At 56.4% G+C, this 25,844-nt stretch carries 17 protein-coding genes; 4 read left to right on the top strand and 13 right to left on the bottom strand.

The features are described 5' to 3' along the window. Nucleotides 1-159: 159 nt before the first annotated feature. The gene (locus PA598K_RS03940) at nt 160-969 is read right to left on the bottom strand and encodes a sugar phosphate isomerase/epimerase family protein (RefSeq protein ID WP_128655601.1); all 810 of its coding nucleotides are present in this window, start codon (nt 967-969) and stop codon (nt 160-162) included. 50 nt (nt 970-1,019) lie between these two features. Further along, nucleotides 1,020-1,589, bottom strand: a complete 570-nt coding sequence (locus PA598K_RS03935; RefSeq protein WP_128655600.1) for a TetR/AcrR family transcriptional regulator — start codon at nt 1,587-1,589, stop codon at nt 1,020-1,022. Between the two features lie 176 nt (nt 1,590-1,765). Here PA598K_RS03935 and PA598K_RS03930 point away from each other — a divergent pair, with 176 nt between their 5' ends. Then, nucleotides 1,766-2,476 (top strand): NAD(P)-dependent oxidoreductase, encoded by a 711-nt coding sequence (locus tag PA598K_RS03930; RefSeq protein ID WP_128655599.1) that lies wholly within the window; start codon nt 1,766-1,768, stop codon nt 2,474-2,476. Between the two features lie 101 nt (nt 2,477-2,577). On the opposite strand, the gene mutT is transcribed toward PA598K_RS03930, so the two are convergent. The 10 genes from mutT to PA598K_RS03880 all read right to left on the bottom strand — a co-directional run bounded on the left by mutT (nt 2,578) and on the right by PA598K_RS03880 (nt 20,003). Further along, nucleotides 2,578-2,985, bottom strand: a complete 408-nt coding sequence (gene mutT / locus PA598K_RS03925; RefSeq protein ID WP_128655598.1) for an 8-oxo-dGTP diphosphatase MutT — start codon at nt 2,983-2,985, stop codon at nt 2,578-2,580. 13 nt (nt 2,986-2,998) lie between these two features. Beyond that, complete coding sequence (locus tag PA598K_RS03920; RefSeq protein WP_128655597.1) at nt 2,999-6,151, bottom strand: DUF3427 domain-containing protein; 3,153 nt, start codon at nt 6,149-6,151, stop codon at nt 2,999-3,001. 108 nt (nt 6,152-6,259) lie between these two features. After that, a complete protein-coding gene (locus PA598K_RS03915; protein ID WP_128655596.1) occupies nt 6,260-6,664 on the bottom strand; it encodes a ribosomal maturation YjgA family protein in 405 nt (134 codons plus the stop codon). Nucleotides 6,665-6,688: 24 nt separating this feature from the next. Beyond that, nucleotides 6,689-7,228, bottom strand: coding sequence for a GNAT family N-acetyltransferase (locus PA598K_RS03910; protein ID WP_128655595.1), 540 nt, complete (start codon nt 7,226-7,228; stop codon nt 6,689-6,691). A gap of 181 nt (nt 7,229-7,409) precedes the next feature. Continuing rightward, the gene (locus tag PA598K_RS03905) at nt 7,410-8,798 is read right to left on the bottom strand and encodes a carbohydrate ABC transporter permease (RefSeq protein WP_185601532.1); all 1,389 of its coding nucleotides are present in this window, start codon (nt 8,796-8,798) and stop codon (nt 7,410-7,412) included. Between the two features lie 19 nt (nt 8,799-8,817). Continuing rightward, nucleotides 8,818-9,687: a carbohydrate ABC transporter permease gene (locus PA598K_RS03900; protein ID WP_128655593.1), complete on the bottom strand. Its 870-nt coding sequence runs from the start codon at nt 9,685-9,687 to the stop codon at nt 8,818-8,820. 91 nt (nt 9,688-9,778) lie between these two features. After that, entirely contained in the window at nt 9,779-11,197 is a 1,419-nt protein-coding gene (locus tag PA598K_RS03895; protein ID WP_128655592.1) for an extracellular solute-binding protein, read from the bottom strand. Between the two features lie 103 nt (nt 11,198-11,300). Further along, nucleotides 11,301-12,908 (bottom strand): response regulator transcription factor, encoded by a 1,608-nt coding sequence (locus PA598K_RS03890; RefSeq protein WP_128655591.1) that lies wholly within the window; start codon nt 12,906-12,908, stop codon nt 11,301-11,303. Continuing rightward, entirely contained in the window at nt 12,880-14,670 is a 1,791-nt protein-coding gene (locus tag PA598K_RS03885) for a sensor histidine kinase (RefSeq protein WP_260405255.1), read from the bottom strand. Before PA598K_RS03885 ends, PA598K_RS03890 begins: the two co-directional genes overlap by 29 nt. A gap of 95 nt (nt 14,671-14,765) precedes the next feature. Continuing rightward, entirely contained in the window at nt 14,766-20,003 is a 5,238-nt protein-coding gene (locus tag PA598K_RS03880; RefSeq protein WP_260405254.1) for an S-layer homology domain-containing protein, read from the bottom strand. A 258-nt stretch (nt 20,004-20,261) separates the two neighbouring features. Here PA598K_RS03880 and PA598K_RS03875 point away from each other — a divergent pair, with 258 nt between their 5' ends. Both PA598K_RS03875 and PA598K_RS03870 read left to right on the top strand, forming a co-directional pair. Beyond that, nucleotides 20,262-20,696, top strand: a complete 435-nt coding sequence (locus tag PA598K_RS03875; protein ID WP_128655588.1) for a universal stress protein — start codon at nt 20,262-20,264, stop codon at nt 20,694-20,696. A 280-nt stretch (nt 20,697-20,976) separates the two neighbouring features. Next, entirely contained in the window at nt 20,977-22,803 is a 1,827-nt protein-coding gene (locus PA598K_RS03870) for an APC family permease (RefSeq protein WP_128655587.1), read from the top strand. Here the strand turns inward: PA598K_RS03870 and PA598K_RS03865 are convergent. Beyond that, nucleotides 22,766-23,743: a helix-turn-helix domain-containing protein gene (locus PA598K_RS03865; protein ID WP_128655586.1), complete on the bottom strand. Its 978-nt coding sequence runs from the start codon at nt 23,741-23,743 to the stop codon at nt 22,766-22,768. The two genes, PA598K_RS03870 and PA598K_RS03865, sit on opposite strands and share 38 nt — an antisense overlap. Nucleotides 23,744-23,914: 171 nt before the next feature. Between PA598K_RS03865 and PA598K_RS03860 the strand changes: the two genes are divergently transcribed. Next, nucleotides 23,915-25,801 (top strand): glycoside hydrolase family 35 protein, encoded by a 1,887-nt coding sequence (locus tag PA598K_RS03860; protein WP_260405249.1) that lies wholly within the window; start codon nt 23,915-23,917, stop codon nt 25,799-25,801. Nucleotides 25,802-25,844 lie beyond the last annotated feature (43 nt).

Raw genomic sequence — 25,844 nt, 5'->3', positions numbered from 1 at the left:
CCACTCACCGCCGAATCGCCCCGATCTGTGCGAAATATCGCACAAGTCGCGCCACTCACCGCCGAATCGCCCCGATCTGTGCGAAATATCGCACAAGTCGCGCCACTAAGCTTCCGAATCACCCCGAGTTCCGTACTTACCCCCACTATACCTCGTTCCTCAACGCCGTAAAAGCTGCTTCTCCGCCATCGCCTTCAGCCGACACACATCCTCGAACACGTCATAATGGTCGTCCTGCAAATATTCGATGGACACCGGACCGGTGTAGTCCTGCTGCCTCAACGCGTGGAACAGCCACTCGAAATCAACCGCGCCCTGCCCGAGACGGGTCTGCATATGGCCGTAGGCGGCATCGCGCAGATGGACATGGATGCTCCGATCCAGCAGCCACTCGGTCTCGCGGATCGGCACGCCATGCATGACGAGATGACTCGGGTCGTAGACAACCTGGAGCTCCGGCACGAGCTCGATGAGCGCTCTCGCCTGATCCAGCATTTCAACCGGGCTGAAAATATGCAGCTCCAGCGCCAACTCGACTCCGCCCTGCTCCGCGATCGCCCGCAGCTCCCGCCAGGTGGCGGCGCAGTCCCGCAGAACCTCCGCCTGCGGCCTCGTCGCATCGCGTGCGCGAGGCTGCAGGACAGCGACCGGGATCGCCAGCCGCTGCATCAGTCCGACCATCGCGCTCATCTCGCGGCGTCTGGCGGCGATCGCCTCGGCGGAGCGGTCGTGGAGATCGCTGCGGGTGCCGATGTTAAGCGCAGTAGTCGAGAGCTGATACCGGTCGAGCATCTCCGCTATGCGCGTCTCTCCCGCCTTCCCCTGATCGGCCAGATCGCCCGGATTGATATGCGCCCACCTGTCGATAGCCAGCAAGTCGACGCTCGTGAATCCATGTTCCCGGATACTTCGCAAAGCCGTCGGCAAATCCTGCTTGTACCCTGCCGTCGTAGAGCATGCGATGTTCATGCGTTGTGCCTCCTTTGTATCACTTGCGGTTAATTTTGCGAGTTACTTTATCATCGGGTCTCCACAAGATTGCGTTCCAGCAGAGCGCCCAGCCGCTGAGCCATAACCGATGGAGATAACGGTCGTTCGTGCTTGAACCACCATTCCACAACCCCGACGATCGCCGCGCCCAAAAACTGATCGTCGACCTCCTCGGCTGCGTCGATCGCCGCCCTGCCCTTATCCGGTCCGCCGTCGCGCGGCCGTCTGAGCTCCTCTAGGAAAAACGCCAGAAACCTTGTGCGGAAGAACGGACTGCCTTTACTCGCCAGCATGGCGGAGAAGAACAAGTGATGGCGCTCGAAATATTCGAACCACACCTCACCCATCGTCTCATAATCCGCATCCTCGTCCGCCTGCTCGCATACCGCCCGCATCTCGCCGATCTGCTCTTCGATCAGCTTGTCCAGCAGATCATATTTGTCCAGGTAATGTAGATAAATCGTTCTTCGGCTGACATCGGCCCGGTCCGATATATCCTGGATCGTCACTTGATCAAAATGCTTCTCGTGCATCAGCTCAATAACCGCCTGCTTGATAGCTGCTTGGGATTTACGTACTCTTCGATCCAGTGTCGCCACCCGATAACACCTGCTTTCCTTACCGTAACTGCACAATTCGAGGTAACGTGAGAAGTAATGCACGAAACGGCATGATTTAAGAATTGTCACGATTTGATTTCTGATTACAATTATACATAATCGTTATTTAATATACGAGTGTGTAATAATGAATCGCAATCCAAGGGGGCCTCGTGATGAAAATTGCAGTTATCGGAGCAACAGGCGGCACAGGAAAGAAAGTTATCGAGCGGGCTCTTGAAGCGGGGCATGACGTAATCGCGGTCGCTCGCCGACCCGAGGCCGTCAAAGGTGCAGATCGGGTCGTCATACGAAGGGGAGATGTATATGATGCGGCGAGTATGGTCGACGCCCTCTCCGGCGCCGAGGCAGTCATCAGTTGTATCGGTCCCCCGAGCAGCATCGCTGCGGGCCCTGCCGCCAAGCAAGGCTTGCTCGACAATCTGAGGGCGGGTATGCAGGTGATGGCAGCCAACTTCTCGCCGGGCACGGTCATGTCGGAGGGCATGTCGAATGTCGTGGCCGCCTGCCAACGGACAGGCGTGAGCCGATTGGTCATGCAGAGCGGCATCAATCTGACCGACGGTAAAGAGCTTTCATGGGGCAATCGGCTGGCAGTAGGTACGATGCGGCGTATCTTTTGGCGAGCGATTCGAGATAAAGCGATCGCCGAGCGCTCCGTGATGGGGAGCGGACTGGAGTGGGTCATTGTACGGGCTTCGGTCCTTCAATTTGCCGAGGGCACGCTAGACTATACCGCTGGTCCGTCCGCTCGCATCGCACCGCTTCAGGCACTGGCTTTTGCAGACTGTGCCGACTGTCTGGTGCGCGCGGCGGCGAGCGAGCCGACGTGGGTCCGCACGATCGTCAATGTGGGGCGGCGATGAGGAGCGAGCCGAACCCGAGCATCATGCTGCCAGCATAGCCTGATGGCAACATAGCATGCTGGCAGCATGATGTTTACTGTAGCCTATCATTCATTCGCAATCTATCGTTCGTCCTCTGCTCCCGCACAGATGGCTCCCAGCCTCTCCACGAAGGGGATGTCCGCCGGGGCAAATCCATAGTCGGACAGCTCCTGCAGAGTCACCCATTGATACGCATCATGATCGACGAGCACAATGGCGCCGCTCGCATAGCTCGCCCTGTAGGCAATCAGTCGGATCGTCACAGTGGCGTAGGCATGCTCGTTCGTGCCAAAGTACGCATAGGGCTCGATCTCGATCCCCATCTCCTCCAGCAGCTCCCGGCGCAGGCACGCCTCCGGCGATTCGCCGGGCTCCAGCTTGCCACCGGGGAATTCCCACATCCCCGCCTGGGACTTGCCCGCCGCGCGCCGCGCGATCAGCACCCGTCCGTCCTCATCCTCAATGATCGCTGCCGCTACCTCCAGCATCGTCCTTCCCCTCCTATACGATTACTTTGTTGGCTGCCGGCACCAGCGCCGGTGGCAGATCCTCTTGCAGTCGCCAGACGACACTCATCGGTCGGCTCCCCTCATGACGTACATACTCGGCTTCGCCGAGGAAGACGAACGGCGACGTATAATTGTGAGCTTCTTTGTACTCCCGTACGAACAATACGATCCGGTGTCCCGTCTTCTTATGATGAATATAGCGCTGGGCGGTGCTCGTCTGCTCCGAGATTCGGCTCTGGGTCTGCCAGTGGAACAACCGCTCATTGATCGCATAATCCTCATACAAGGTCGATGGCGAGAAATCCTTGTTAGACTTGTGAAGCGTAATGAAGAAAAGATCGGTGCGCTTGTCCTCTATGTACTTCACGCCCTCCCGAAAGCTTGGTGCTTGCTCTTCATTCCAGTACCCAAAAGCCGCCAGGATCTGGTCGGTGGAGTACCGGCAATGCACATCGAGCGGGCAAGCATAGGACAGCTCATGCCGCTTGTCGACAAAATCAATGTGAGCGCTGTTGTACTTGAGAATATCCACAATCTCGTCGCGGAACATCCGGCAGGCCGTAATGGATCGTATGCCGTCCTCAATATCGCTGAACCCCTGTTTCCTGGGCTCCGCCCGATAAAAAGAATAATACAACATGCCGAGCATCAACCGCTCTTCCTCCGTCTCAGCCGCTCGTCCCTCTTCGAGATATGCAATCAAAAAGCTCAATAGTCTACGCGAGTTCATACTTAGCAGCGAGGGCAACCGCTTCGTCAGATAAGCTTGTTGTTCAAAGGAGAATGCTTCAAGCAGACAAGCTTCTACCAAAAGCTCGCGGAAGCTGCGCTTGCCTGTACGGCCGCCATAAAACTCGTATAAGCTCATGCCATAATAGCGGACGAAGTTTTCAAGCGTTAACGGCAAACCCGTATCTTCTTCGAAATACTTCATCTTCAGCACTAATCGTTTGCGATTCGTCGTCGCTTGCTTGAGATTGCGGAGGATGTACTCCTTCGTCTGTTTCTCCAACTGGATGAAGCTGCCGCGCGGCAGGCTCGAGAAGCCATGCTCGATATAATGCTGAACCGAATGTTTTGTTTTGCCTAGCAACGCCCGGAATTTGTCTTGAAAGTTATAGTCCTGATGAGCCTGTCCGATAAAATCGAGTACCGTCAGACATTCTTTTCCGTCTGCCAATCGAAGTCCGCGGCCAAGCTGCTGGAGGAAGACCGTTATACTCTCCGTCGGGCGAAGGAACAAAACGGTGTTTACCTCCGGGATATCCACGCCTTCGTTGTACAGATCGACCACGAAGATCAGTTTAATGTCGCCACTGACCAGCCTGACTTTGGCTAACCGTCGATCCTCATCATTGGAGCCGCTATGCAAAGCCAAGGCAGGAATCCCCGCTTCTGCAAAAACCTTGGCCATATATTGGGCATGGGTGACACTTACGCAAAAGCCCAGTCCACGAACTTCCTCAAGATCGGCAGCGTACTTCCTCAGGCTATTCAAGATTTGATTGGCACGAATCTTGTTGTGGGTATACAGGTTGTCCAGCTCCTGCAAATCATAGCCGCGTCTGGACCACTTGGCCTGAGAAAGATCAACGCTGTCCGTCACCCCGAAATATTGAAAAGGCGCCAGCAGCTTGCGATCAATCGCATCCGTCAATCGGATCTCTGCTGCTATGGTGTCGCCGAAGTAGGACAACACATCCTTGCCGTCCATACGTTCAGGCGTTGCCGTGAGACCAAGCAGCAATTGGGGCTCATAGTGGCCCAGCAGCTTCTGGTAAGATGGAGCGGCAGCGTGGTGAAACTCATCCACTACGATATAGTCGTAATAGTCCGGCGTTGTGCGCTCAGCGAGCCGCATGGCGTTAAAGCTTTGAATGCTGACAAACAGATGCTCAAGCGAATCCGCTTGGTGGCTGCCAACATGCAGCTCGCCAAAATTCAAGTCCTTAAGAATGAACCGGAACGTAGCAAGGCTTTGCTGCAAAATCTCCTCGCGATGGGCAACAAATAACAACCGTGCTCTGTCTCGCCTTTGAGCGAATCTTTTGTAATCGAACGCAGAGATGACCGTCTTGCCGACACCCGTCGCTGCGACCAGCAAGTTTTTGGTGCGACCATACAAAGCTCGTTCCGCCTCGAGCTTCTCCAGAATCTCTTTTTGATAATCATAAGGGGCGATGTCAAAATAAAACCTCTGCTCGTCTCGATCTCGGTCGCGTTTCCTGTTCAACGCTTGTCTCAGTTGCTGCTCGCTGCGAGCATCCGAAGCCACGAAGCGCTTGAACTCACGATCGTTCCAGTAGCTTTCAAAGGTCGCTTCGATTTTTTTGAGCACATCGTAGGCATCCTTTTCTGTTACCTTCACGTTCCATTCCAGACCGCTCGTCAGCGCCGGATTGGACATATTGGAGGAGCCTACGTACGCGGTCGTAAAACCACTATCTCGCTTGAACATATAAGCTTTGGCATGCAGTCGGGTCCGCTCGGTATCATAGGACACCTTGACCTCCGTATTTGGCAGCTTGCTCAGCTCGACGACTGCCTTGTAATCGGTAGCCTCCATGTAGGTCGTCGTGATTACCCTTAGCATGCCGCCCTTGGAGGTGAACTGGCCCAATTGCTCCATCAGCACACGTAGTCCGCTCCACTTAATAAACGAAACCAGCATGTCGATCCGGTCAGCTGTCACGATCTCATGCTGCAGCTCGCTCATCATATTCGGCTCTGAGGGAGCGCCTGTGAACAACGAGCTCTGGGAGAGCGGAGTCACCGGCCTGGTTACTTGGGTCCTGCGGATGCTCCGGATGTGATTGAGCTTGGCGTAGACGTAGGTCAGCACCTCTCCATGCGCATCCAGCTTCAGCTCGTCACACTCTGCCTCACCCAAGCTGTCCTTCAGGACAGCTATAATCTCGTTACACGTCCGTACCTGCGCCCAGATAGCTTCATGGTCGTTTGTCGACTGCTCTCGCACCGCCTTCAACGCCCTGCGGGTAACCATCGCCAAATAGTTGGATAGCACCTTCCTCGCTTCCTCGACGTCCAGCGACTCCTTGCCTATGTCATAGACCGCAGGGTCGAGATCGGCCAACTGCTGCTTCGTCAGGTTGTTGATGACCTGTTCATAGAGTCCTTCTATCATGGGGCACCTCTGATTTCCATCCTCATTTTGTAGGCGTCATCCCCCTGCCTTCGACAAAAAGAGTGGTAATTCCTGCCTTCAGCCTTGATAGTTTAGCGTCGGACATGCCTATCTACGCAAGCGCACGCACCAGTCCAATAAAGCCACGCACGCGATCCCAGCCGTATACCGCACCAGATCGACGACGAGGAAGCCCCGGCCCAGGATGAGACCGCCAAGCGTCGTGGAGCGAATGTCGTTGATCCATTCTGCCTGGTAGAGCTGGCTGAGCTCGATGGCGAAGCAGAATAACAGGCTGAGCGCCGCAGCGTGCCTCAGGCCGGACTGCGGTCGCAGGAAGCGAAAACCGAAGTAGATCATCGCCGCCCACAACGCATCGCCAACATGCACGCCGACAAAGGGCGGCAAATGCTCGGCATAGCGCCGCGAGCCTAGTCCGAGCAGTATGACAACGATAATAACGAGTAAATACAGGAGGCGACGCCTCAGACTATGATTTCGCATTTGAAGCATGACGCTCCCCCCATACGTGTCTACTCAGTTCGTGCTGAAACGAAATGAGATCTTCTCTCCATACGTCGGATGATGTCCCATCTCCTCGGTATAATGGCCATGGGTGCACGCTTCCAGCGTCTTGCGCCAAAATCGTTGCGCGCGCTCGTTCCTGGCGGTAGGGTTCGTCTGCAGCTCCCAGCGACCGGACAATTGCGCGAGCAGCTGGCGAACCGCCTGCTCGCCAACCCCCTTGCCTCGATAAAGGCGCAGTAGGAAAAATTCATTCAAATAATAATCGATCTCTGGAGGACACGGAATATAAGGCGCAGTCGCCACGAAGGCAAGCCCTGCGGGGAGATCGTCGACCTTGATCAGATAAGGGAACAGCACGCCAGGATGCTCCCACCATATATCGAACACCCGATTTTGCTCTGCCAGCGTCCGCGTCTCGTCCTCTTCAAATATACCGTAACGATTCGTTTTGAACGACCATATTTCTGAAAGATCGTGCAAATAAAGCGGATAGATATTGTTGATCTTATACTTATCCTCGCGACTGCACAACTCCAGCTCGACTTTCATAGCGGTTCATCTCCTTGAGTTTATATTCAACCCAAAGTTTACCGTCTACTTTCGAGCATTTATAGGCCAAGCATAGTTATAATTGTACTTACAAACCCCTTACGTTAAACAAGGCAACTCTTTCGCCCGATCTGCCACGCAGCGGACATAAGAATTGCCTTGAAGCTTTCACTATTCACTATTAACCCTTGACCCCGCTCCAGCTCACGCCCTTCTCAATCATTCGCTGGCATGCGGCGAACACGAGGATGAGCGGCACGGTAGCGATAATCATCATCGCCATCGTGACATGATTCTCCGAAGTAATGTTGCGCGTATGCATGAAGACTGAGAAGGTATACAAGCTATCGTCGCGCAAAATAACGAGCGGCCACAGAAATTCATTCCAGACCGGCAAGAAGGTCATAACCGCTACGACCGTAAAGATCGGAATCGACATCGGCACGGCAATGCGCCGGAAGATCGTCCATTCGCCTGCGCCGTCCATGCGCGCTGCTTGCAGCAGCTCATTGGGCAACTGCTCGAAGAAGCCCTTGAACATGAAGATAACGATGCCCCACGACGTATGCGGCAAAATGACACCCCATAACGTATTCGTCAAGCTCAGCTTCTCCATCACAAGATACAGCGGCACGATAACGGCAATTTCCGGAATGAATATGGTCGCTACGAAAAAAGCTGTCAGCCGCGCCGACCATTTGGCGCTGATCATCTTGGCGAGAGCATAGGCAGTCAGGCCGCCCAACAGCAACTGGGACAGAATGCTCATCCCTGTAACAAACATGCTGTTGTACAGATGAGTCCATACCGTAACTGAATTGCCTGTCAATTGCTCTTGCTTAAGCACAGCCAGGTAATTGTCGAACACGCGCGTCCAATCGCCCGCCTGTTGAATGGAGACCACTTGGCCGGTCAGGAAATCGGTTTCGTCGAAAAAAGCCGCGATGCGCTCCGACTGCTCGCCTGACACACGCCCGCTGCGCGTATGCGCTATAGACGCCCGCTCATCAAGACGCGCGCTGGCCTCCATACTCGGCTCGCCGCCTGCGGCTGTCGCCTGAGAGGGCGCTTCCCCGCTGGCCCCCGCATCTGCGTAGAAGGTTACCGTGGAATAACCTTGCTCCAGAATAAGCGGATACTTCACCTCCATTAGGGCATCGGTAAAGGCCATCGTTGGCAGAATACGCTTCATGCCGGCATTAAACTGGTAGGACTTCGTATTCGCCTGATAGAGATGCTCCCCGCCAGTCACGCCCTGGACTATTATCTCCCCGATCGGATCATGCTGGTGTTTCTTCCAGGCGAACCACGTTGCCTTCATCGCATCGCGGCCGAGCTGATCCCGCTCAAGCGAGCCATAAGCGGAATAGTCCAGGATAATCGTGATGGACTGCGGCCGATCGGGAATCCACTGCGGCGGCAAGCGAAACAGCGACAGCGAGTCCTTCAGGGAGGAGCTGAGCGCCCACAACAGCGGCACCAACGCCAGTACGATGAACAGCACTGTCATTCCATATACGATTGCGTTAAAGCTGAACTGCCCTTTTTCGCGAATGGTTTTCTTACTCACAAGCTTGCCCTCCCCTCCCTTATCCTCTGCTGCTGACCCGAATCTGCACATATGAGAAGATCCCGACAATGACAAACACGATTAGCGAAATAGCACTGGCGCTGCCAAAGCGGTTTTGCTTGAAGGCCGTTTCGTACACCAGCATCGTCAATACCTTGGTACTGTTGGCCGGACCGCCGCCCGTCATAACGAAGATGGCATCGAAGCTGAGGAATACCCCTGCCAGGAAGCTGATGAACTGGATGCCGATCACAAAGCGCATATTCGGCAGCAAAATGGCGAGCAGCCTGCGCCACGGGCCCGCGCCATCCATCTTCGCCGATTCCAGCAGCTCGACCGAGATGCCTTGGAGGGCGGAGTAGTAGATCAGTACCCCTAACCCGCCGCCCAGCATGCCCGGAATGACGAGTGCCAGCTTCGCCAAGGAAGGGTCGCTCAGCCACATCAATGGCGGCAGCCCCAGCTTGCCCAGCCATTCATTGGCCAACCCATAATCGGGATTGTAGATCCACTTCCAGAGCACAATGCCCGCGATGGCCGGCACAGCTACCGGCACCAGATACAGGAAGCGATACAGCGCATTGGCTTGCTTGATGCCCGTTAACAGCAACGCTTGCAGAATAGGAACCCAGAATGTCAGCAGCAGCGACAAAAGGCCGATGGCAAATGTATTGTACAAGGCCGTCCAGAAGTAGGTAGACTTCAATAGCAGGCTGTAGTTGTCCAGCCCCATGAACCTGCCTGGCGGCTTCATGAAGTCATAATCAAAGAAACTCATAAAGGCAGCGTACACGAGCGGAATATATTTGAAGGCCAAAAAGGATACCAGCGAAGGGGCAATAAAAAACACGGAAATCCAGGACATCTTCAATCGGCGGATGGCGCCCATCTCTCTCCACTCCCTTCATACCTCGGTAAATAAGCAAGCAGGCAGCCGCCCACCAAGACGGCTGCCTGCTGTATTCCCCCGGTACCCCCTGCTATTGCTTGATCTCTGCATTGTATGGATCGACAACCTCGCGCTGTGCCAGCTCCTGGGCGGATTGCAGTTCTGCCATCAAATCCGCATTCTGATTCGTTAAGACCGTCTGGATTGCCTTCACCACATAAGGCGACAATCGCTCCTTCAGTGCGTATTCCAGCTGGGTGTGCTCCGCTGCCCGCTGTACGCCAGCAATCAAGCTTGCAGGAACCGCGGCGCTGCTCTCTACCGGGTTCAGGTCCAATCGCACCGACAGCAGGTTGGGCATAATTCCGTTCTCATTTTGATAGTTGTACAGGCGCTCCTGTGCTTCCTTGGATTGCATGAAGCTGATGTAAGCCCATGCCGCATCCTGCTTTTCCTTCGTAGAGCTTGGATTAATAATCCAGTATTTTCCCCCTGTCTGCGAGGGAGCCGTACCCGAAGGGCCTGCCGGCAGCGGAGCGAAGCCAATCGTATTCAAGTCGACGCCGTTTTTGGCGAAATCTCCGAACCAGTCAGACGCTCCCAGCGACATCGCTGCGCGGCTCTGGAAGAAGTCCGCCTTGTTGTCATCGAAGTTCTGGGTAACGTTGTTCTGCACTACCTGGTGCGTCCACTTCAGGTCCCGCCAGTATTCCAACGCCTTCACCGTCGGCTCATCCGTCAGATTCAACGTAATCGTGCCATCGCTGTTCCTGGTCGTCAGGTCGCCGCCAGCCTGCCAAACATAATATTCGAAGAACCAGTCCGCCCAATCCATCCCCAACAGCGCATAGCCATATTGCTTCTTGTCGTGGTCTGTCAGCTTTTTGGCGTACTCTACGAACTGATCCCAATCTGCCGGCGGGGTATCAGGGTCCAGCCCTGCCTCGGCGAACAGTGTCTTATTGTACAGCAGCCCGACGACATACATGCTGTGAGGAACCCCGTAGATGCTGCCATTCATGGTAGCCTGCTCCAGTGAGGAAGGGATGAAATTATCCGCGTCGTCCCACGCGCTCCAATACGTGCTCAGATCCTGCACATAGCCTGCCTTGACCCAATCCTGAATAATGGGAAAATGTGCGTCCATGTAGGCATCCGGACCTGTTCCGCCAGCCATCGCGGTAATGAACACCTGACGTTCGCTCTCGCCAGGAGGCGCAGACTCATGCTTCACCGTAATATGCGGGTGCTTCTCCTGAAACGCTGCCCAGTTCTCTTCGATTACCGGCTTCATGACATCGTCATCCTTGGGCTTGTCCCAGACCGTAATCTCTACCGACTGCGGCTTGTCATCCTCCGGAGCGGACGGCGTATTGTTGGCAGGCTGCCCGGCATTCTGGACGTTCCCCTTGTCCGGCTGCTCTGGCGCCGGTTCGTTACCGCTGCATGCTCCAACAACCGTCAGAGCGAGCACAGCGGTCAAGGCGACCCACTTGCTTCTGTCTCTCATATTCAACCTCCTCTTTTTATTTGGCTGCTGGTTGTATGTTCATTATAGGCGGATGGCTCGCACTGCAGTTATAGAGCAAATTAGGCTCTGCCTATGATAATATTCACTTCCTGGCTCCCCCGCGCACCCGCACCGGGGACTCCCCGAACATCCGTCGGAATACGAGCCCGAAATAGGCGGGATCCTCGTAGCCGACCATCTCTGCAATCGAGCGAATTTGCAGGTCAGTGGACACAATGAGCCTTCGGGCATGCGCCATTCTCACCTTCACCACGTAATCGGTCAAGCTCAATCCGGTACGCTCCTTGAACAATTTGCAAAAGTAGTTGCCGTTAATATAATAATGCTGCGAAATCCACTGCAGGGATATGGGCTGCTGATAATCCCGCTCGATCTTGCGCCGCACCGCCTCCACGATCTCCTCGCCGGTGCGCCTCCCGTCCTGGGGCGGACCACCCACTGCGAGGCTTGCTTGCCGAGCAAGCTCATGTACCATATCCTCCCATTGGTTGCAACTGGCGACCGTCTGCAAAAAGGCGGGATAATCGCCGAGCAGCGCGCTGTCGTCCGCATCCTTGCCAATGAGGAAGGAGCGGATGAGATAATGGATCTGCATGCATAGCTCCTCCCAATCGCGATAGCTGATGGCTGAATCAGCAGCCACCGTCCCCAGCTTGTCCCGCAACCATTGGCCCAGCTCGCCAAGCTGCCTCGACTCCAGCCATTGGACCATCAGCTTCTCCTCTGCAGCCATCAGCAGCTTATGACTTCGCGGGCCGCGCTCCCGGGCAGTGTCGTAGACCTGCCCGTAGCCCTGGAGCACCCGCCTCCGGCAAGCTGCGGCAGCCTCGGCGTAGGATTGGCGCCAGCCCGCCGGGTCGACGCCTCCCCTACCCACAGCGGCAGCCGCCGACAGACGCAGCACGCGCTGCAGATGATGCACCGCTTGCCGGGCAGCAGAGCTGGCGCATCGCTCTCCCTGGGCAGGTACGAGAGCAACGAAGGCGATGAATTCAGATTTGTTGTAGGCATGCTTGTAGACAACAGCTTTCAGGCCTGCGAGCCGCAGGCAATCGCCAATAATATTTTTTATGCCGAATTCAAGCAGTGGCTCCTCCTCCGCCAGGAAGCCCTGATGCGGATAAGTAACTCTGTCCACCGCAAATACCAGCACAGCCCACTCGCGAGCCTCTTCCGTAGACAGCGCCCTCGGTAGCTCGCTAGCCTCTCCAGCGCCTTCCATAAGGAAGCGAGAGAGTGCCAGCTCCTGCTTCATCTCCTCGTGCCGGCGGTATTGATCGCGCAGCGACAGCACCATCTCTCGATCCGCCGACCTTTCCTCCAGCTCTCGCTTCTTGCGCCGCAGCGCCTCATTAAGCTCCTGCTCCTTCAACGGCTTGAGCAAATAATCGGATACGCCCAATTGCAGCGCCTCGTGGGCAAATGCGAATTCGCCGCCCCCGCTGATAATGATGCAAGCCAAATCCGGCTTCTGCTCCTTCAACTGCCGAATCAGCGCCAGACCGCTCAGGCCAGGCATTCGAATATCTGTGATGACAATATCGATAGGCAACTCCTGCACCTTGCGCAGCGCATCGACACCGTCTGAGGCTGTTGCTGCGAGGCGTAAGCCCAGCTCATCCCAGCGAATCTGCTCAATGGTGCCCGCCAGAATAATGGCTTCATCCTCTGCGATCAGCACGTTCACCATGCGGCTTCCCCGCTTTCTTAGGTAATGTCAATTGAATAATCGTTCCAAACCCTGGCGAGCTCGTCAGCTCCATTCCCCCGTCATCTTCATACAATAGCTTGAGCCTGCGGTACACATTGGTTAACCCGATCGATCGGCGGACTTCTCCTTCCTGCTTCATCCCATAGCGATCCAGTGTCATCTGCTCTTCGAGATGCTTCAGCTTCTCAGGCGCCATGCCGAGACCGCTATCCTCAATTTCGATGATCATGCGTTCCTCACCGTCAGAGCGCATGTATACATTGACATAACCGCCCCCGGACTGTAGCTCCAAACCATGGGCGATAGCGTTTTCAACAATCGGTTGCAACAGCAGCTTGGGCATCTCCATGCTCTCCAGTCCCTCTTCGAGCTCAATGCCATAGCTAAGCTTGTCGCCATATCGGATTTTCTGAATGGACAAATACAGCTCGACATGGCGCAGCTCCTCCTCTACCGTCGCCATGGCCCCCCCGCTAATGCTATAACGAAACATTCTGGCTAATGCCTGGGAGATGACGCGTATACGGGGCTCCTTCTGCTGCAGAGCGAGGCTGTCGATAGAACTGAGCGCGTTATTGAGAAAGTGAGGATTGATCTGGGCTTGCAGAGCGATCAGCTCCGCCTCCTTGCGGGCAAGCTCCGTCTGCAAATTATTAGCTATCAGCTCACGGATTTGAACAGCCATTCGATTAAAGCTCTTACCCAGATAACCGAATTCATCCGCGCTGTCAATCTGCACCGTCGTGTTGAACATTCCTCGCTCGACCTGAGCCATCGCCTGCCGAAGCAGCTTGATCGGCTTCGTTATCGTATGAGAGATAAGAATCGCCATCCCGAGCGAAAGCGTGAAGATGATCCCCGCCACGGTGACAGATTCCCACAATGCCGCGCTCACCCCGTCAGCTACGCCAGCAACAGGCGTAACCGCAACGAGATACCAATCCTGGGCGCTGAATTTCTGAACCCAAAAAATCCACTCCTTGCTGCTCCACTTTGCCTGTCCGCTGCTTGTCTGCTCTGCAAAGGCTTGCGGATCGTCCAATTGCCTGCCCATGTCGTCGGAATGGCTGGCAATTAACACCTTCCCGCTGGCATCCGTAATAAAATACTGGCCATACCTCTGCTGCTTCATATCCTCCAGTTGGCTGGTAATCCAGTCGGATTGAGTAGACAATTGCAGCACGCCCAGGGGAAGCGCCTCGTAGGTCTTGATTTTGTAGATCGGCTGGGACAGCAGCATGACCGGCATAGCAGCTCCGCCAGGCTTGGTATAATGGTCGAGGCTCCACTTGCTCGGCGACCGGGAGAACGCCAGCTTTGCCCCCTCCCGCCGCCAGCGGGCCCAATCCTGTTCGTTGAGCGGCGGCGCGTGGATGTTCCACAGCTTGTCGATGTTATCCTTGTCATAGATGGCGACTGTCGAGATCCCGCTGTCCCTCGTCTCGAAGTCCAGCCGCTGCATCACAGCGGAGCGCAGTTCATGCGGAGCATCGGGCAGATGCTCCGCAATCTGCTGCAGCTGCTTGTCCCCCGCCAGTCGAATCGCGGCCCTCGTCAGCTCATTCATTCGCTGCTCGATATTCGTACGGATCTGGCTGACCATTCGCTCCTGATTCGCACTGGAGGCTGCCTCCAGCTCTGCGCGGACATGCGAATAGTTGATACCCTCGATCGCCAGCAGGGTGACCACGATTAATAAGCCAAACGAAATAACCAGCTTCATTCGATAGGTTCGCAGCATCCGCAACAATATCGCCTTCTTCCTTATGTAAGTGCAAGGACGGCCAAAGGGCAAGCGCAGCTTATCGCTGCGCTTGCCCTGATTCCGCCCGTCTGTTACGATTGCGCAGGCTGCAGGTTATAGATCCGGTACAGGAATACAGCAGACTCTGCGCGAGAGCTCAGCTTGCCTGGGAGCAGTGCGCCTCCCGAGCCCTGGATCAGCCCCGCCTGGACCAGCGCTGCCATGCTTTCCAACGCATAGGAAGCGACCTCGCCTCTATCCTTGAACGCATCCAGCACCTTCGGCTCCGCTCCGCTTGGCTGCAGTCTGCCTGTCAGTTCAAGCGCTCGTGCGGTCAAGACCATCATTTCTTGCCGGGTAATGGTACGCTCAGGCTGGAAATTATTGTTGCCTGTCCCCTGTGCAATGCCTAACGTCTTGGCGATGCCAAGCGCGTCATAATAGTAGTCGGTCGCCGCAACATCGGCGAAGCTGCTGGTGAAGTCGGCATCAAGCCCAAGCGTCCGAACGAGCAGGAGCATATAATCTCCCCGGGTTATGGAAGCAGCAGGGGCAAAACGCTGCCCACCGACCCCTTGGATGATACCTTTGGCTGCCAGCTCCTCGATGGCCTGCTGTGCCCAGCTATAGCCCGCAAGATCCGTGAAGGGCTGCTGCACGAAGACGATCGCATAGCTGCCGCTTGCCCTCGTTGTGAATGAGACGGCGCCCACGCCAGCATCATATCGGGCATCCGGCATAGCGATTACCTGGCCGTCAGCGCCCAACATCCACACGGTCAGATACGCTGCCGCTGCGCGTTCCTGAGCGGTGGCCGCATAAGGAATAACGACCGCTACACTGCCTGCCGAATGATCCTGCGGCAACGGCTTGCCGTCAGCTAGCAGATCCAGACGAATTGCCGGGCGACCGCCATACTCCGCTAATCCCGCGAAGTCGGCATCCGCGCGGCTGATCCTTACGGTTAGCTGCTTGCTCTGCCGCAGCTTGCGGCTGGCAAGCCAGGTTGCTGGCAGCTCCACGCTCGCCAGCGGAGTTACCACGCGGTAACCAAACTCGCTGGCAGCGCCGGCAACTTCCGGCAGCGTAATGGCGTAGGCATCGGCAGCTTCTGAATCCGGCGCGGTCTCGATTCGCAGCTCAAGCGGCTTGCCGGTTAACGACTGTTCACGAGCAAACGCCAGCTGCTGCTCATTTACCTCTGCCTCAGCTACGCCGCCCTTGGCAGGTACAACCACAAGCACCTCTCCTGCTCCGATCGTAACGGATGACTCGCGATCAGGCCCCCCAGGCTGCTCCTGCCCGTTGCCGGCCTCTCCGTGTCCGCTGCCATTGTTACCGTAGTTGCCGCCTCCTGTTGATGGAGCAAATGGCGTAACTGTCGCCTCATTCGACTGCCCTTCGCGGCTGCCGCCAATGACCTGGAGGCGGAAGCGATACGTTGTTCCATTGCTTAATCCCCCTGCGACAACGGAGGTGGAGGTCTCATCCAGCTTGGCCGCATCCACCGCAAGCCACGTCTTGCCGCCGTCACTGGATTGTTCCAGCACGACAGACTGTGCGCCTGTTGCAGAGCTGAAGGACAAGGAAGCCTGGCCGTTGCCCGCTGTCGCTGTCAGGTCGGCAATCGGCACGATCGGATACCGTTCCACGGCCAGCAGCATCGGCTGCTTGGATGCGATGCGCATAGTTTGCCCGTCCACTTCTTCGCCACGAATTAATTCCGCGACTGTGCCCACCGGCTTGCCGTCAATCAGCAGCTTGGCCGATTTCGCTTGGTCGGTATAGTTGGCAATATTTATGAGCAACTGATTGCGATACTCTGCTTGCAGCCATTCTACACCATATATCAGCTCGCCGCTATCCGGATGTACCAATTGCACTTCATACTTGCCCAGCCCTGCCACATGCTTCGCCAGCTCATCCCGCAGCTCCAGCTCGCCCAGACTGTTGCTATCGATTTTGACCGCCGTTTCCTGCAACTCGCCCAGCAAGGCGGGATCAGACGGCCGGCTAGCCTTGTTCATGCCGAGGGCTGCCTCGCCTGAGAGGATGACCTTGCCGCCCGAGCGAACATAGTCCGCAATTCCTTCCAACGCCTCAGTCGTAATATGCGTGGAGCCCGGCACAATAAGCAGCTTGTAGTTATTCAGCTTGCCCGCTTCAATCTGCCGTTCCGAGATGAAGTCGGTACGGAAGCCGTTGAAGGAAAGCGCCTTGTACCATTTATCCTGTACATTGCTTGTCGCCATGCCATTATATATGCGCGATGTATAGGCATCCAGGATCGCTACCTCGCGCGGCGCATGCTGCAGCGCTGTCAGCTCGCTGGACAGTCGGTTCGTATCTAGCGTTACCATGCCAACAGCCTTGACGACCTCCGGGCGATGCATAATGCTTCCGCTGAAAGCGTCCGACGTATCCGTGGCCGTCGCCCATTCCCAGACCCATATGGTCGCAGCAGACTTGCCATGGACAGCGCCTTGCCACATATCGGTGTATACATGCGTCGCCTGCTCTGGCGAATAGTTCTGGCTGTAATCCTGGATCACATGATCCTCCGAGTTGAACACAGGCGCCGTCCGGTAGGACCCCTGCATATCATAGAGCTTGGTCTTGCGGGTGAAGCCATCCACCCCCATGCCCAGATAGTTATGCTCGTCGTTGCCGTTAATGTCCAGGAACTCGGCGAACTGCTCCAGATCGACCCCGGAGCCAATGCCGAAATGACGGTCGGAGTCCAGAATCTTCGTATGCAGCAGCACATCAGGCGCCAGCTCTCGAATCAGGCCCGCCATCCACTCATGCCACGCGGCAAAATAGCTATAGTTAAAATCTCGCCAATCGTAATAAGGTTGCCCGAGCGCCGGATTCAGCGCTGGCATCGGCACTTCCTTGAAGCCTGTATACTGGCTGCCATAAGCCGTATTGAGGCTCTCGATCGTGCCGTACGCTTCGCTCAGATAAGCCGGCCACGCGACCTGGACTGCATAAGAGTCGCCCCGCGTGTCGTACATCGGCTCATTCGTCAGCGTAATGCTATGCAAGGAGCGATAGTCCTTGATCAGCGGAATGATCGTCTGCAGGAAGGCGGCCTCCAGCTCTCTCGCCTTCGGATGGTTAACGCTGAAGCGGATAAAGCTCGGGTTGGCAGGATTCTTCACTGCTGGCCATTGCTCATAAGCAAACTCGGGGAAGTAATGGGGGGAGAGCAGCAAATTCACAGCAATATGATGCGTCTCCGCCTCCGCCAGCACACGAACAATATCCTCCTTCACGGGTTCCGTAGTGATTTTGTATCCGCCATTATAGATCGCCTGAGAATGGTCGAAGCTGCCGTTCTTCACCTGGTTGGCCGTCGTCCCCTTCTCGATCAAGGCAATATCATCGAGATAAAAGTCCGAGAGCTCCTCGTTAATCAGCGTAAGCGGCAAGCTCGACGCATTGCCCGTACGGATGTCAAACGAAACCTGCGTCCACTCCGCGAAAGTCTGCGGCTGCTCGGCAATATAATAACGCGGGTCCCAATTGCCCGTTACTGCAAAAGCCGTCCGCCCGACCTCCCCCTTCACCCATGCCGATAAGGTGTAATCTGTATTGGGCTTCACCGCCACATTCTGCGACATGCGTCCATAAGCGTGCGGCGTCAGCGGCGTATTGTTCTTCACATGAACCGCATACGAGCCACTGTGAGCCGCTGTTTCCATAACGGTAAACTTCAAATCTGCCCCCGTCGCAAAATAGTCCCAATGCTCGCTGTTGCCGCTAGTCATTTCACTCAGGATCTGGTCGCCTTCCGGATGGTAGATGTAGCCGCCTTCGTCGAAATCGCCATTGGCGACCAGGTTGGGGCCCCCGCTTGTTGCAAGCGTAATATCATCCATATAGAAGTTGCCGCCCTCCTCACTAACATAAAACAGCGTAATCGAGCGGCTGTCTCCAGTGTTGAAGGTGAAGGTATGCTCTGTCCATTCCGCATGCTCTACAGGGCGGTTGTCCTCCGCATTAAGGTAATAGCGCGGTTCCCAATTCGGCGAGGTCGAGAAGAAGCCCTTGCCCACGCTTCCCTTGGTCCATACCGACAAGGTATAGGCCGTACGAGGCTCTACCTGTATCGGCTGGAGCATCGAGGCCCAACGATTCGGACCGTAACCGAACGTGCCCTTGAGATGCAGCGAAGCCGTGCCGCTGCGCCGCTCCCGACTGTCGTTGAAGAAGGCCATGTCCGTTCCGTTCGTATTAAAGCTCCAACCGGCAACATTGTCCAGTGCCTTAATCAGGGAATTGGGCCCCATCTCGATCTGGATCATGTTATTGCCAAAGCCGCTGAAATTCGGCACATCCTCCCGCACCTGTTGGAAATGGCCATAGCCGTTAAAGAAGACCGGACGACGAACAATCTCATCGCTGTAGGATGTCTTGGTATCGGCAATGAACGAGAAGCCGTCGATATCCAGCGCGCCTGACTGATAGCGGGGCACCGGGCGGGCCTGCTTCGTCCCTGCCAGATAGGCGCTCATATTGTCCGTGGCCTCGTCATATTGACGCTTCAGCTCGTTAAGAATATAGTACGCTCGCGACGCGTTCCCGGCGTCGAGGTCGACACGCCCCCACTTCAAATAGTTCTGAATAATGGTGTAGTTGATCGTCTCATAGTCAATGGCGATCTTCTGCTCGCGGCTCTGCGCCATTAAAGCCTCTAATTGCGGCAGCTTGCCCTCCAGCTCTGCATACATCTCCAGCAACGCTTGCAGGGTTGGCGTCTCTCCGCCTCCGCTGGTGCCGACCTCTACCACGCTAATATCATCTATCCATAGCGCATCGGTGATGCCGTCGCTAATGATCATAAAATTGAAGCTCTTCTGCTCCAGCCCTGTCGTCATCTCGTACTCCAGCAGCTTCCAGTCATAGGTTCCCTTGAATCCGCCCACCTCCTCGCCGAACGTCGGGTCCCAGCTCATCGTAAGGCGGACGCGATCCACATTGTTGCCCTTCACCCAGACGCTAATGCGATACTTCGTGTTGGGCTTGACACTGACCGCCTGGTGAATATTCATGTACGTGTTGGGCGTCTCGGACTGCCGATTGACAATTTTCAAGGACGAGTTGCCGCTGCGCTTCTCCGTCGCATCCACAGTAGCCTCGGCATCCAAATTGCCAATCATCGCTACCGACCATCCGTCAGGGACATTTCCGATAGCGCTTTCAAATCCGCCGTTTTTAATGACATTCTGATCCGCAGCTGCAGCCTTGCCTACATCAGGCCCGACATTAGCGATGCTTGCCAGCAAGCATATCAGCAAGAATACCGCAAGCCCTCTCTTTTGCATAGTAGCCACTGTGCAAATTCCTCCTTTGTTATCTTGGGCGTGAGCTTGCCGACACTGCCCTTCCCTTGGCAAGCCTTGAGCACATCATAACCAATAAGGCGACCCGTGGGTTATAGGGTATATTAATCTTTGAGTCTGATTATATTCACTTTTCGAATCAACGAAAATCGACTGAAATCGGCGAAGCTTCACCCTTTCAAAAGTGGTATAATAAAAACAGAAATAGTGTTACAACCCACACTAAACGAGGTGCTAACGATGTTATTTCAATCCATATTAGTCGCCTATGATGGCTCCAAAGCAAGCACCAAGGCGCTCGAGAAGGCCATCGCCCTTGCCAAGGCGTCTCCAGGCGCCAAGCTGGAGGTCTTGCATGCCTTTGATTTCCCTAGGCTGTATCTTGCCGACGGCTTTGCCCAGGTCCCTGCCTCCTTTAATCAGGAGCTGTATAATCTGGCAGAGCGGACGGTCAACGAAGCTCGCAGCATTGTTGCCGAAGCCGGCGTCGAAGGAACGGTCGAGCTCGTGCAAGGCCAAGCCGCCGAAGTCATCCTTAAGCATGCCAGCACACATGACAATGATGTCATCGTCCTTGGCAGCCGCGGCATGGGCGGTATTCGCGAATTCGTCCTCGGCAGCGTCAGCCATAATGTCGCGCAGCATGCCAAGATTCCTGTACTTATTCTGAAATAGTTCGTTTACATGTCGCGCGCGCGACATCCGACTGCGCACAACGGCGGCAGAATGCATCGATGCATTCTGCCGTCTTCGTGTTATAGCTATCTTTTCTCTGCTCCGGCATGAAGTCCCTATAAAGGACGGGCATTTCAACCGTCATTTCTTCATTGGTCGCTCCCCCGCTCATAAGGAATTCTTATGATTTACAGCGCCGAATTTTGTGCTATAATCCGTGGATACATGGCCATGGCAGTGCAGTAACATCAACCTTCGAGCAAAGTGAGTGGTGAGACCCATGCTTTCCCTGGTGAAGCGATTATTGATTGGGCGACCTCTAAAGTCAACCGAAATTGGCGAACAGAAACTGAGTAAAACCAAAGCGCTAGCCATCCTGTCCTCCGATGCCTTGTCCTCTGTGGCGTACGGCCCCGAGCAAATGCTGATCGTGCTCATCACCATCGGCGTCGCCGCCTTCTGGTACTCCATCCCGATCGGTCTCGGCGTACTGGTCCTGCTGACCGCGCTCGTCTTATCGTACCGACAGATCATCTTCGCTTACCCGCATGGCGGCGGAGCCTACGTCGTCTCCAAGGAAAACCTCGGCACCTACCCGGGGCTCATCGCTGGCGGGTCGCTGCTCGTCGATTATATCCTCACCGTCGCCGTCAGCGTATCCGCAGGCGCCGATGCGATCACCTCGGCGTTTCCCAGCTTGTACGAGCATAACCTGATGATCTCGATCGTGTTTATTGCGATCATCACGATTCTCAATTTGCGCGGCGTGACCGAATCGGCCTCGGTATTGGCTTATCCGGTCTATTTGTTCGTGCTTGCGCTCGTCGTCATGATCATCGCCGGCCTGTACAATGTCCTCGCAGGTCATGTGCCGGCCGAGTGGCATACGCCTGTCGGCACGCCGATCGCCGGCATCAGCCTGTTCCTGCTGCTGCGGGCCTTCGCCTCGGGGAGCTCGGCGCTCACCGGCGTGGAGGCGATCTCCAACGCGATTCCCAACTTCAAAAAGCCCGCCGCCGTCAACGCAGCCAAAACGTTGACGATCATGGGCTTCATTTTGGCCTTTTTGTTCTCCGGCGTCGTCGTGCTCGCTTATTACTATGGCGTGGTGCCAAAGTCCGACGCCACGGTCGTCTCGCAGATCGCCGAGCATATTTTCGGGCGTAACGGCGTCTATTACTTCGTCCAAGGCACGACCGCGCTCATCCTGATCCTGGCGGCCAACACCGGTTACTCGGCCTTCCCGCTGCTGGCGGTTAATCTGGCCAAGGACAAGTTTATCCCGCGCATGTTCACGATGCGAGGGGATCGGCTTGGCTACTCCAACGGCATCATCATCCTGGCCGTCCTCTCCATCCTGCTGCTGATCGTCTTCGACGGCAAGACGGATCGCCTGATCCCGCTCTATGCGGTCGGGGTGTTCATCCCCTTCACGCTGTCCCAGACGGGGATGATGGTCCGCTGGATCCGTCAGCGACCGGCCGGGTGGCGGCCCAAGCTGGTCATCAACACGATTGGCGCGCTTATCAGCTTCACCGTGACGATGGTATTCTTCTTCACGAAGTTCTCCGAGGTGTGGCCGGTGTTCATCTTCCTGCCGCTGCTGCTGCTCGTATTTCACCGGATTCGCAAGCATTACGAGGCGGTCGCAGACCAACTGCGCGTGACGGCCAGCGCGGAGGCGGTGCCGATCGAAGGCAATGTGATCATCGTGCCGGTCGCCGGCATCACCCATGTCGTAGTGAATTCGCTCAACTACGCGAAGTCGCTGTCAGCGCAGCAGATCATCGCGGTGTATGTGCCCTTCGACCGGGAGGAGGAGGCGCTATTCGAGGAGAAATGGAACAAGTGGCAGCCCGACATCCGACTGGTGACGCTCTATACGCCGTATCGCAGCATCATCCAGCCGCTCACCAAGTTCATCGAGACGGTGCAGCGCAAGGCCGAGGCGTCCAATCATAAGGTAACCGTCGTCATCCCGCAGTTCATCCCCAAGAAGGGGTGGCACAACATCCTGCACAACCAGTCGAGCCTGCTGATCCGCGCGCACTTGCTGTTCCATAGCGATGTTATCGTGACGACGGTGCCGTATCACCTGAAGAAGTAGCGCCGCCTGGCGGATCGCTCAGATGGATGCGGGGACGGTACTGCGTCGGGGCGACTCCGGTCCAGCGCTTGAATTGCCGGGAAAAATGGCTCGTGGAGGAGAAGCCCATCGCCTCGGCGATCTCGTCGATCGTCAGCGCATTATCAAGCAGGTGCTGCTTGGCCTGACTTAGCGTAAGCTCGGACAGATATTGGCGGGGCGACATCCCGTACACCTTGGTGAACACTTTGTAGCATTGGCTGCGGCTTACATTCAGATGACGGGCCACCTCGGTGATCGTATGGCGAGTGTAGCGGGTATCGCGGATCAACGCCTCGACCGCATGCGCCAGCTCCACCTCTGTGGCGGAGCTGTAGCGCATGGCGGCGCTATCGCTCTCTGCCCTGCGATGGAGCAGCATCGCTGTCTCGCTGATCATCAGCAGCACGAGGCTCTGCAGCATCAGCTTGCTCCAGCCATCGAGCGGCAGCGCTTGCGCGTCCTCGCCGACCGCGTCCGACTCCATCGTCTGCGACTGGCGCCGGAGCAGGTCCGTCACCTGCTGCAAGCTCTCCGGCAAGCGCGTCTCGGCAAGCGTCTCTTGCGCCATCCAGGCATAGGGGCGACCCGAGAGATGCGAGCGCAGCTCCTGATCGTCGGTATTGAAATGCAGGTTCACAAACCGGTAAGGCCCCGCCCCGTTGTTGTGCAAGCCATGCTTGACTCCCGGCCTTAGCAGCAGCAGCTCCCCCGCCGCCAACGTAAACTGCTCCTGCTCCACCGTCAGCTCCACCTTGCCTTCGCGGCAATACAGCAGCTCGAACAACGGGTGATGATGGGTCGGGAACGACCAGTTCTGCCCCCGCTTCCCGACATGACAGCCGATAATTTGCAGCGTATTGGTCATGCTTGCGATCCGAATATCGCCATCCATCTGTCCGTCCTCCGCCTTTCGACTCATTGTTCCTTCTATCTAGTATAGTTCGCAGCCACAGCTTCGTCTATTTCCCTGGCAACGCACATCGCAACAGCAACAAATGGTCAACTTAACGGAGCTTTTGTACATGGCCTCTGTCTGAACGTAGTCCTATGATTAATTGAACGAACTATTACATCAAGGGGCGAAGCGAGGATGGGGACATTTGACGTGCAAGGCAATCAGTTTGTATGGAATGGACAGCCGATCCGGATCATAGCCGGGGCAATCCATTATTATCGGGTCGTGCCCGAGTATTGGCGAGATCGGCTGCTGAAGCTGAAGGAATGCGGCTTCAATACTGTCGAGACGTATGTGGCATGGAATATGCACGAGCCGCGCGAGGGCGAGTTCTGCTTCGAAGGGCTGGCCGATATCGAGCAATTCATCGCGATCGCCGCTGAGGTCGGGCTGCTGGTGATCGTGCGTCCGAGCCCGTATATATGCGCCGAGTGGGAGTTCGGCGGGCTGCCGGCGTGGCTGCTCGCAGACTCCGATATGCGGCTGCGCTGCTTCCACCAACCTTTTCTGGACAAGGTCGACCGGTACTACGATGAGCTGCTGCCCAGGCTGCAGCCGCTGCTGTGCACGAATGGCGGGCCGATCATCGCGGTCCAGATCGAAAACGAATACGGCAGCTACGGCAACGACAAAGCATATCTGAACTACCTGAAAACGAGTCTGCAATCACGCGGCATCGATACGCTGCTCTTCACCTCGGATGGCCCGGAGGACAGCATGCTGCAAGGCGGGATGGTCGAAGGCGTACTGGAAACCGTCAACTTCGGCTCCCGTCCCGTCGAGGCGTTCGCCAAGCTGAAGGAATATCAGCCGGATCGGCCGCTCATGTGCATGGAATTCTGGAATGGCTGGTTCGATCATTGGGGCGAGCAGCATCACACGCGGGAGGCGGCCGATGTCGCGCAGGTGCTGGACGAGATGCTGGCGGCGGGCGGGTCAGTCAACTTCTACATGTTCCATGGCGGCACCAACTTCGGCTTCTACAATGGCGCCAACAACCCGCCGTACGCGCCGACGATCACCAGCTACGACTACGATGTGCTGCTGAGCGAGTCGGGCGAGCCGACGGCCAAATACGCGGCCGTGCGCGAGGTGATCGGGCGGTATGTGGATCTGCCGCCGCTCGAGCTGCCTGCGCCGATCAAGAAGCTGGCCTACGGCACGCTCCAGATGACCGCACAAGCCGATCTGTTCGCGCAACTCGACGCGCTCGGCGAGCCGACGCGACTGGCCTATCCGATAGCGATGGAGAAGCTTGGCCAGGACTACGGCTTCATCCTGTATACGACGCAGGTGAGCGGACCGCGAGGTAGAGCAAGCTTGTACCTGCAAGAGGTGCGCGACCGCGCCATCGTCTATCTGGATGGGCGATATCTCGGCGTCATCGAGCGGGACCGCCCGGAGCTGCAGTCGCTGGAGGTGGAGATCCCGGCTGGAGGAGCGACGCTGTCCATCCTCGTCGAGAATATGGGGCGCACGAATTACGGACCGTATCTCCGAGACCCCAAAGGCATCACGGAAGGCGTGCGACTCGACAATCAATTCCTGTTCGACTGGGAGATCCGTCCGTTGCCGCTCGCCGATCTGACGGAGCTGACCTTCCAGCCGCTGAGCGAGGAGTCGCCAGCCGAGGGGCAGGAGCGGGCAGCACAAGGGGATGATAGCCAGCACGAACGCTCAAGTCGAGGAGCAGGTAGCGAGCAAGAACGCCTAGGTCGAGGAGTTGACGGCGAGCAGGAGCGCCCGGGACAAGAAGTGGACGGCGGGCAGCCGCGCTTCTACAGAGGCAACTTGACCATCGAGGAGGCGGCCGACACCTTCATCGATATGAGCGGCTGGACCAAGGGCGTCGTCTACGTCAATGGCTTCAACCTGGGCCGGTATTGGGAGCGCGGGCCGCAGCAGACGTTGTATCTCCCCGCTCCGCTACTGCGGGTCGGCGACAATGAGATCGTCGTGTTCGAGCTGCACGGGAAGGAGCAGACGAGCGTCGCGTTCACGGATCGGGCGAGGCTGGGATAACGAACGGCCGCTCTGCTAAGCCCCTTGCGATATGGAATCGCCT

The organism is Paenibacillus sp. 598K, assembly GCF_003851045.1.
GTDB lineage: Bacteria > Bacillota > Bacilli > Paenibacillales > Paenibacillaceae > Paenibacillus_D.
Note: the sequence above shows the minus strand (reverse complement) of the source record. Positions and strands in the feature narration are given on the sequence as shown.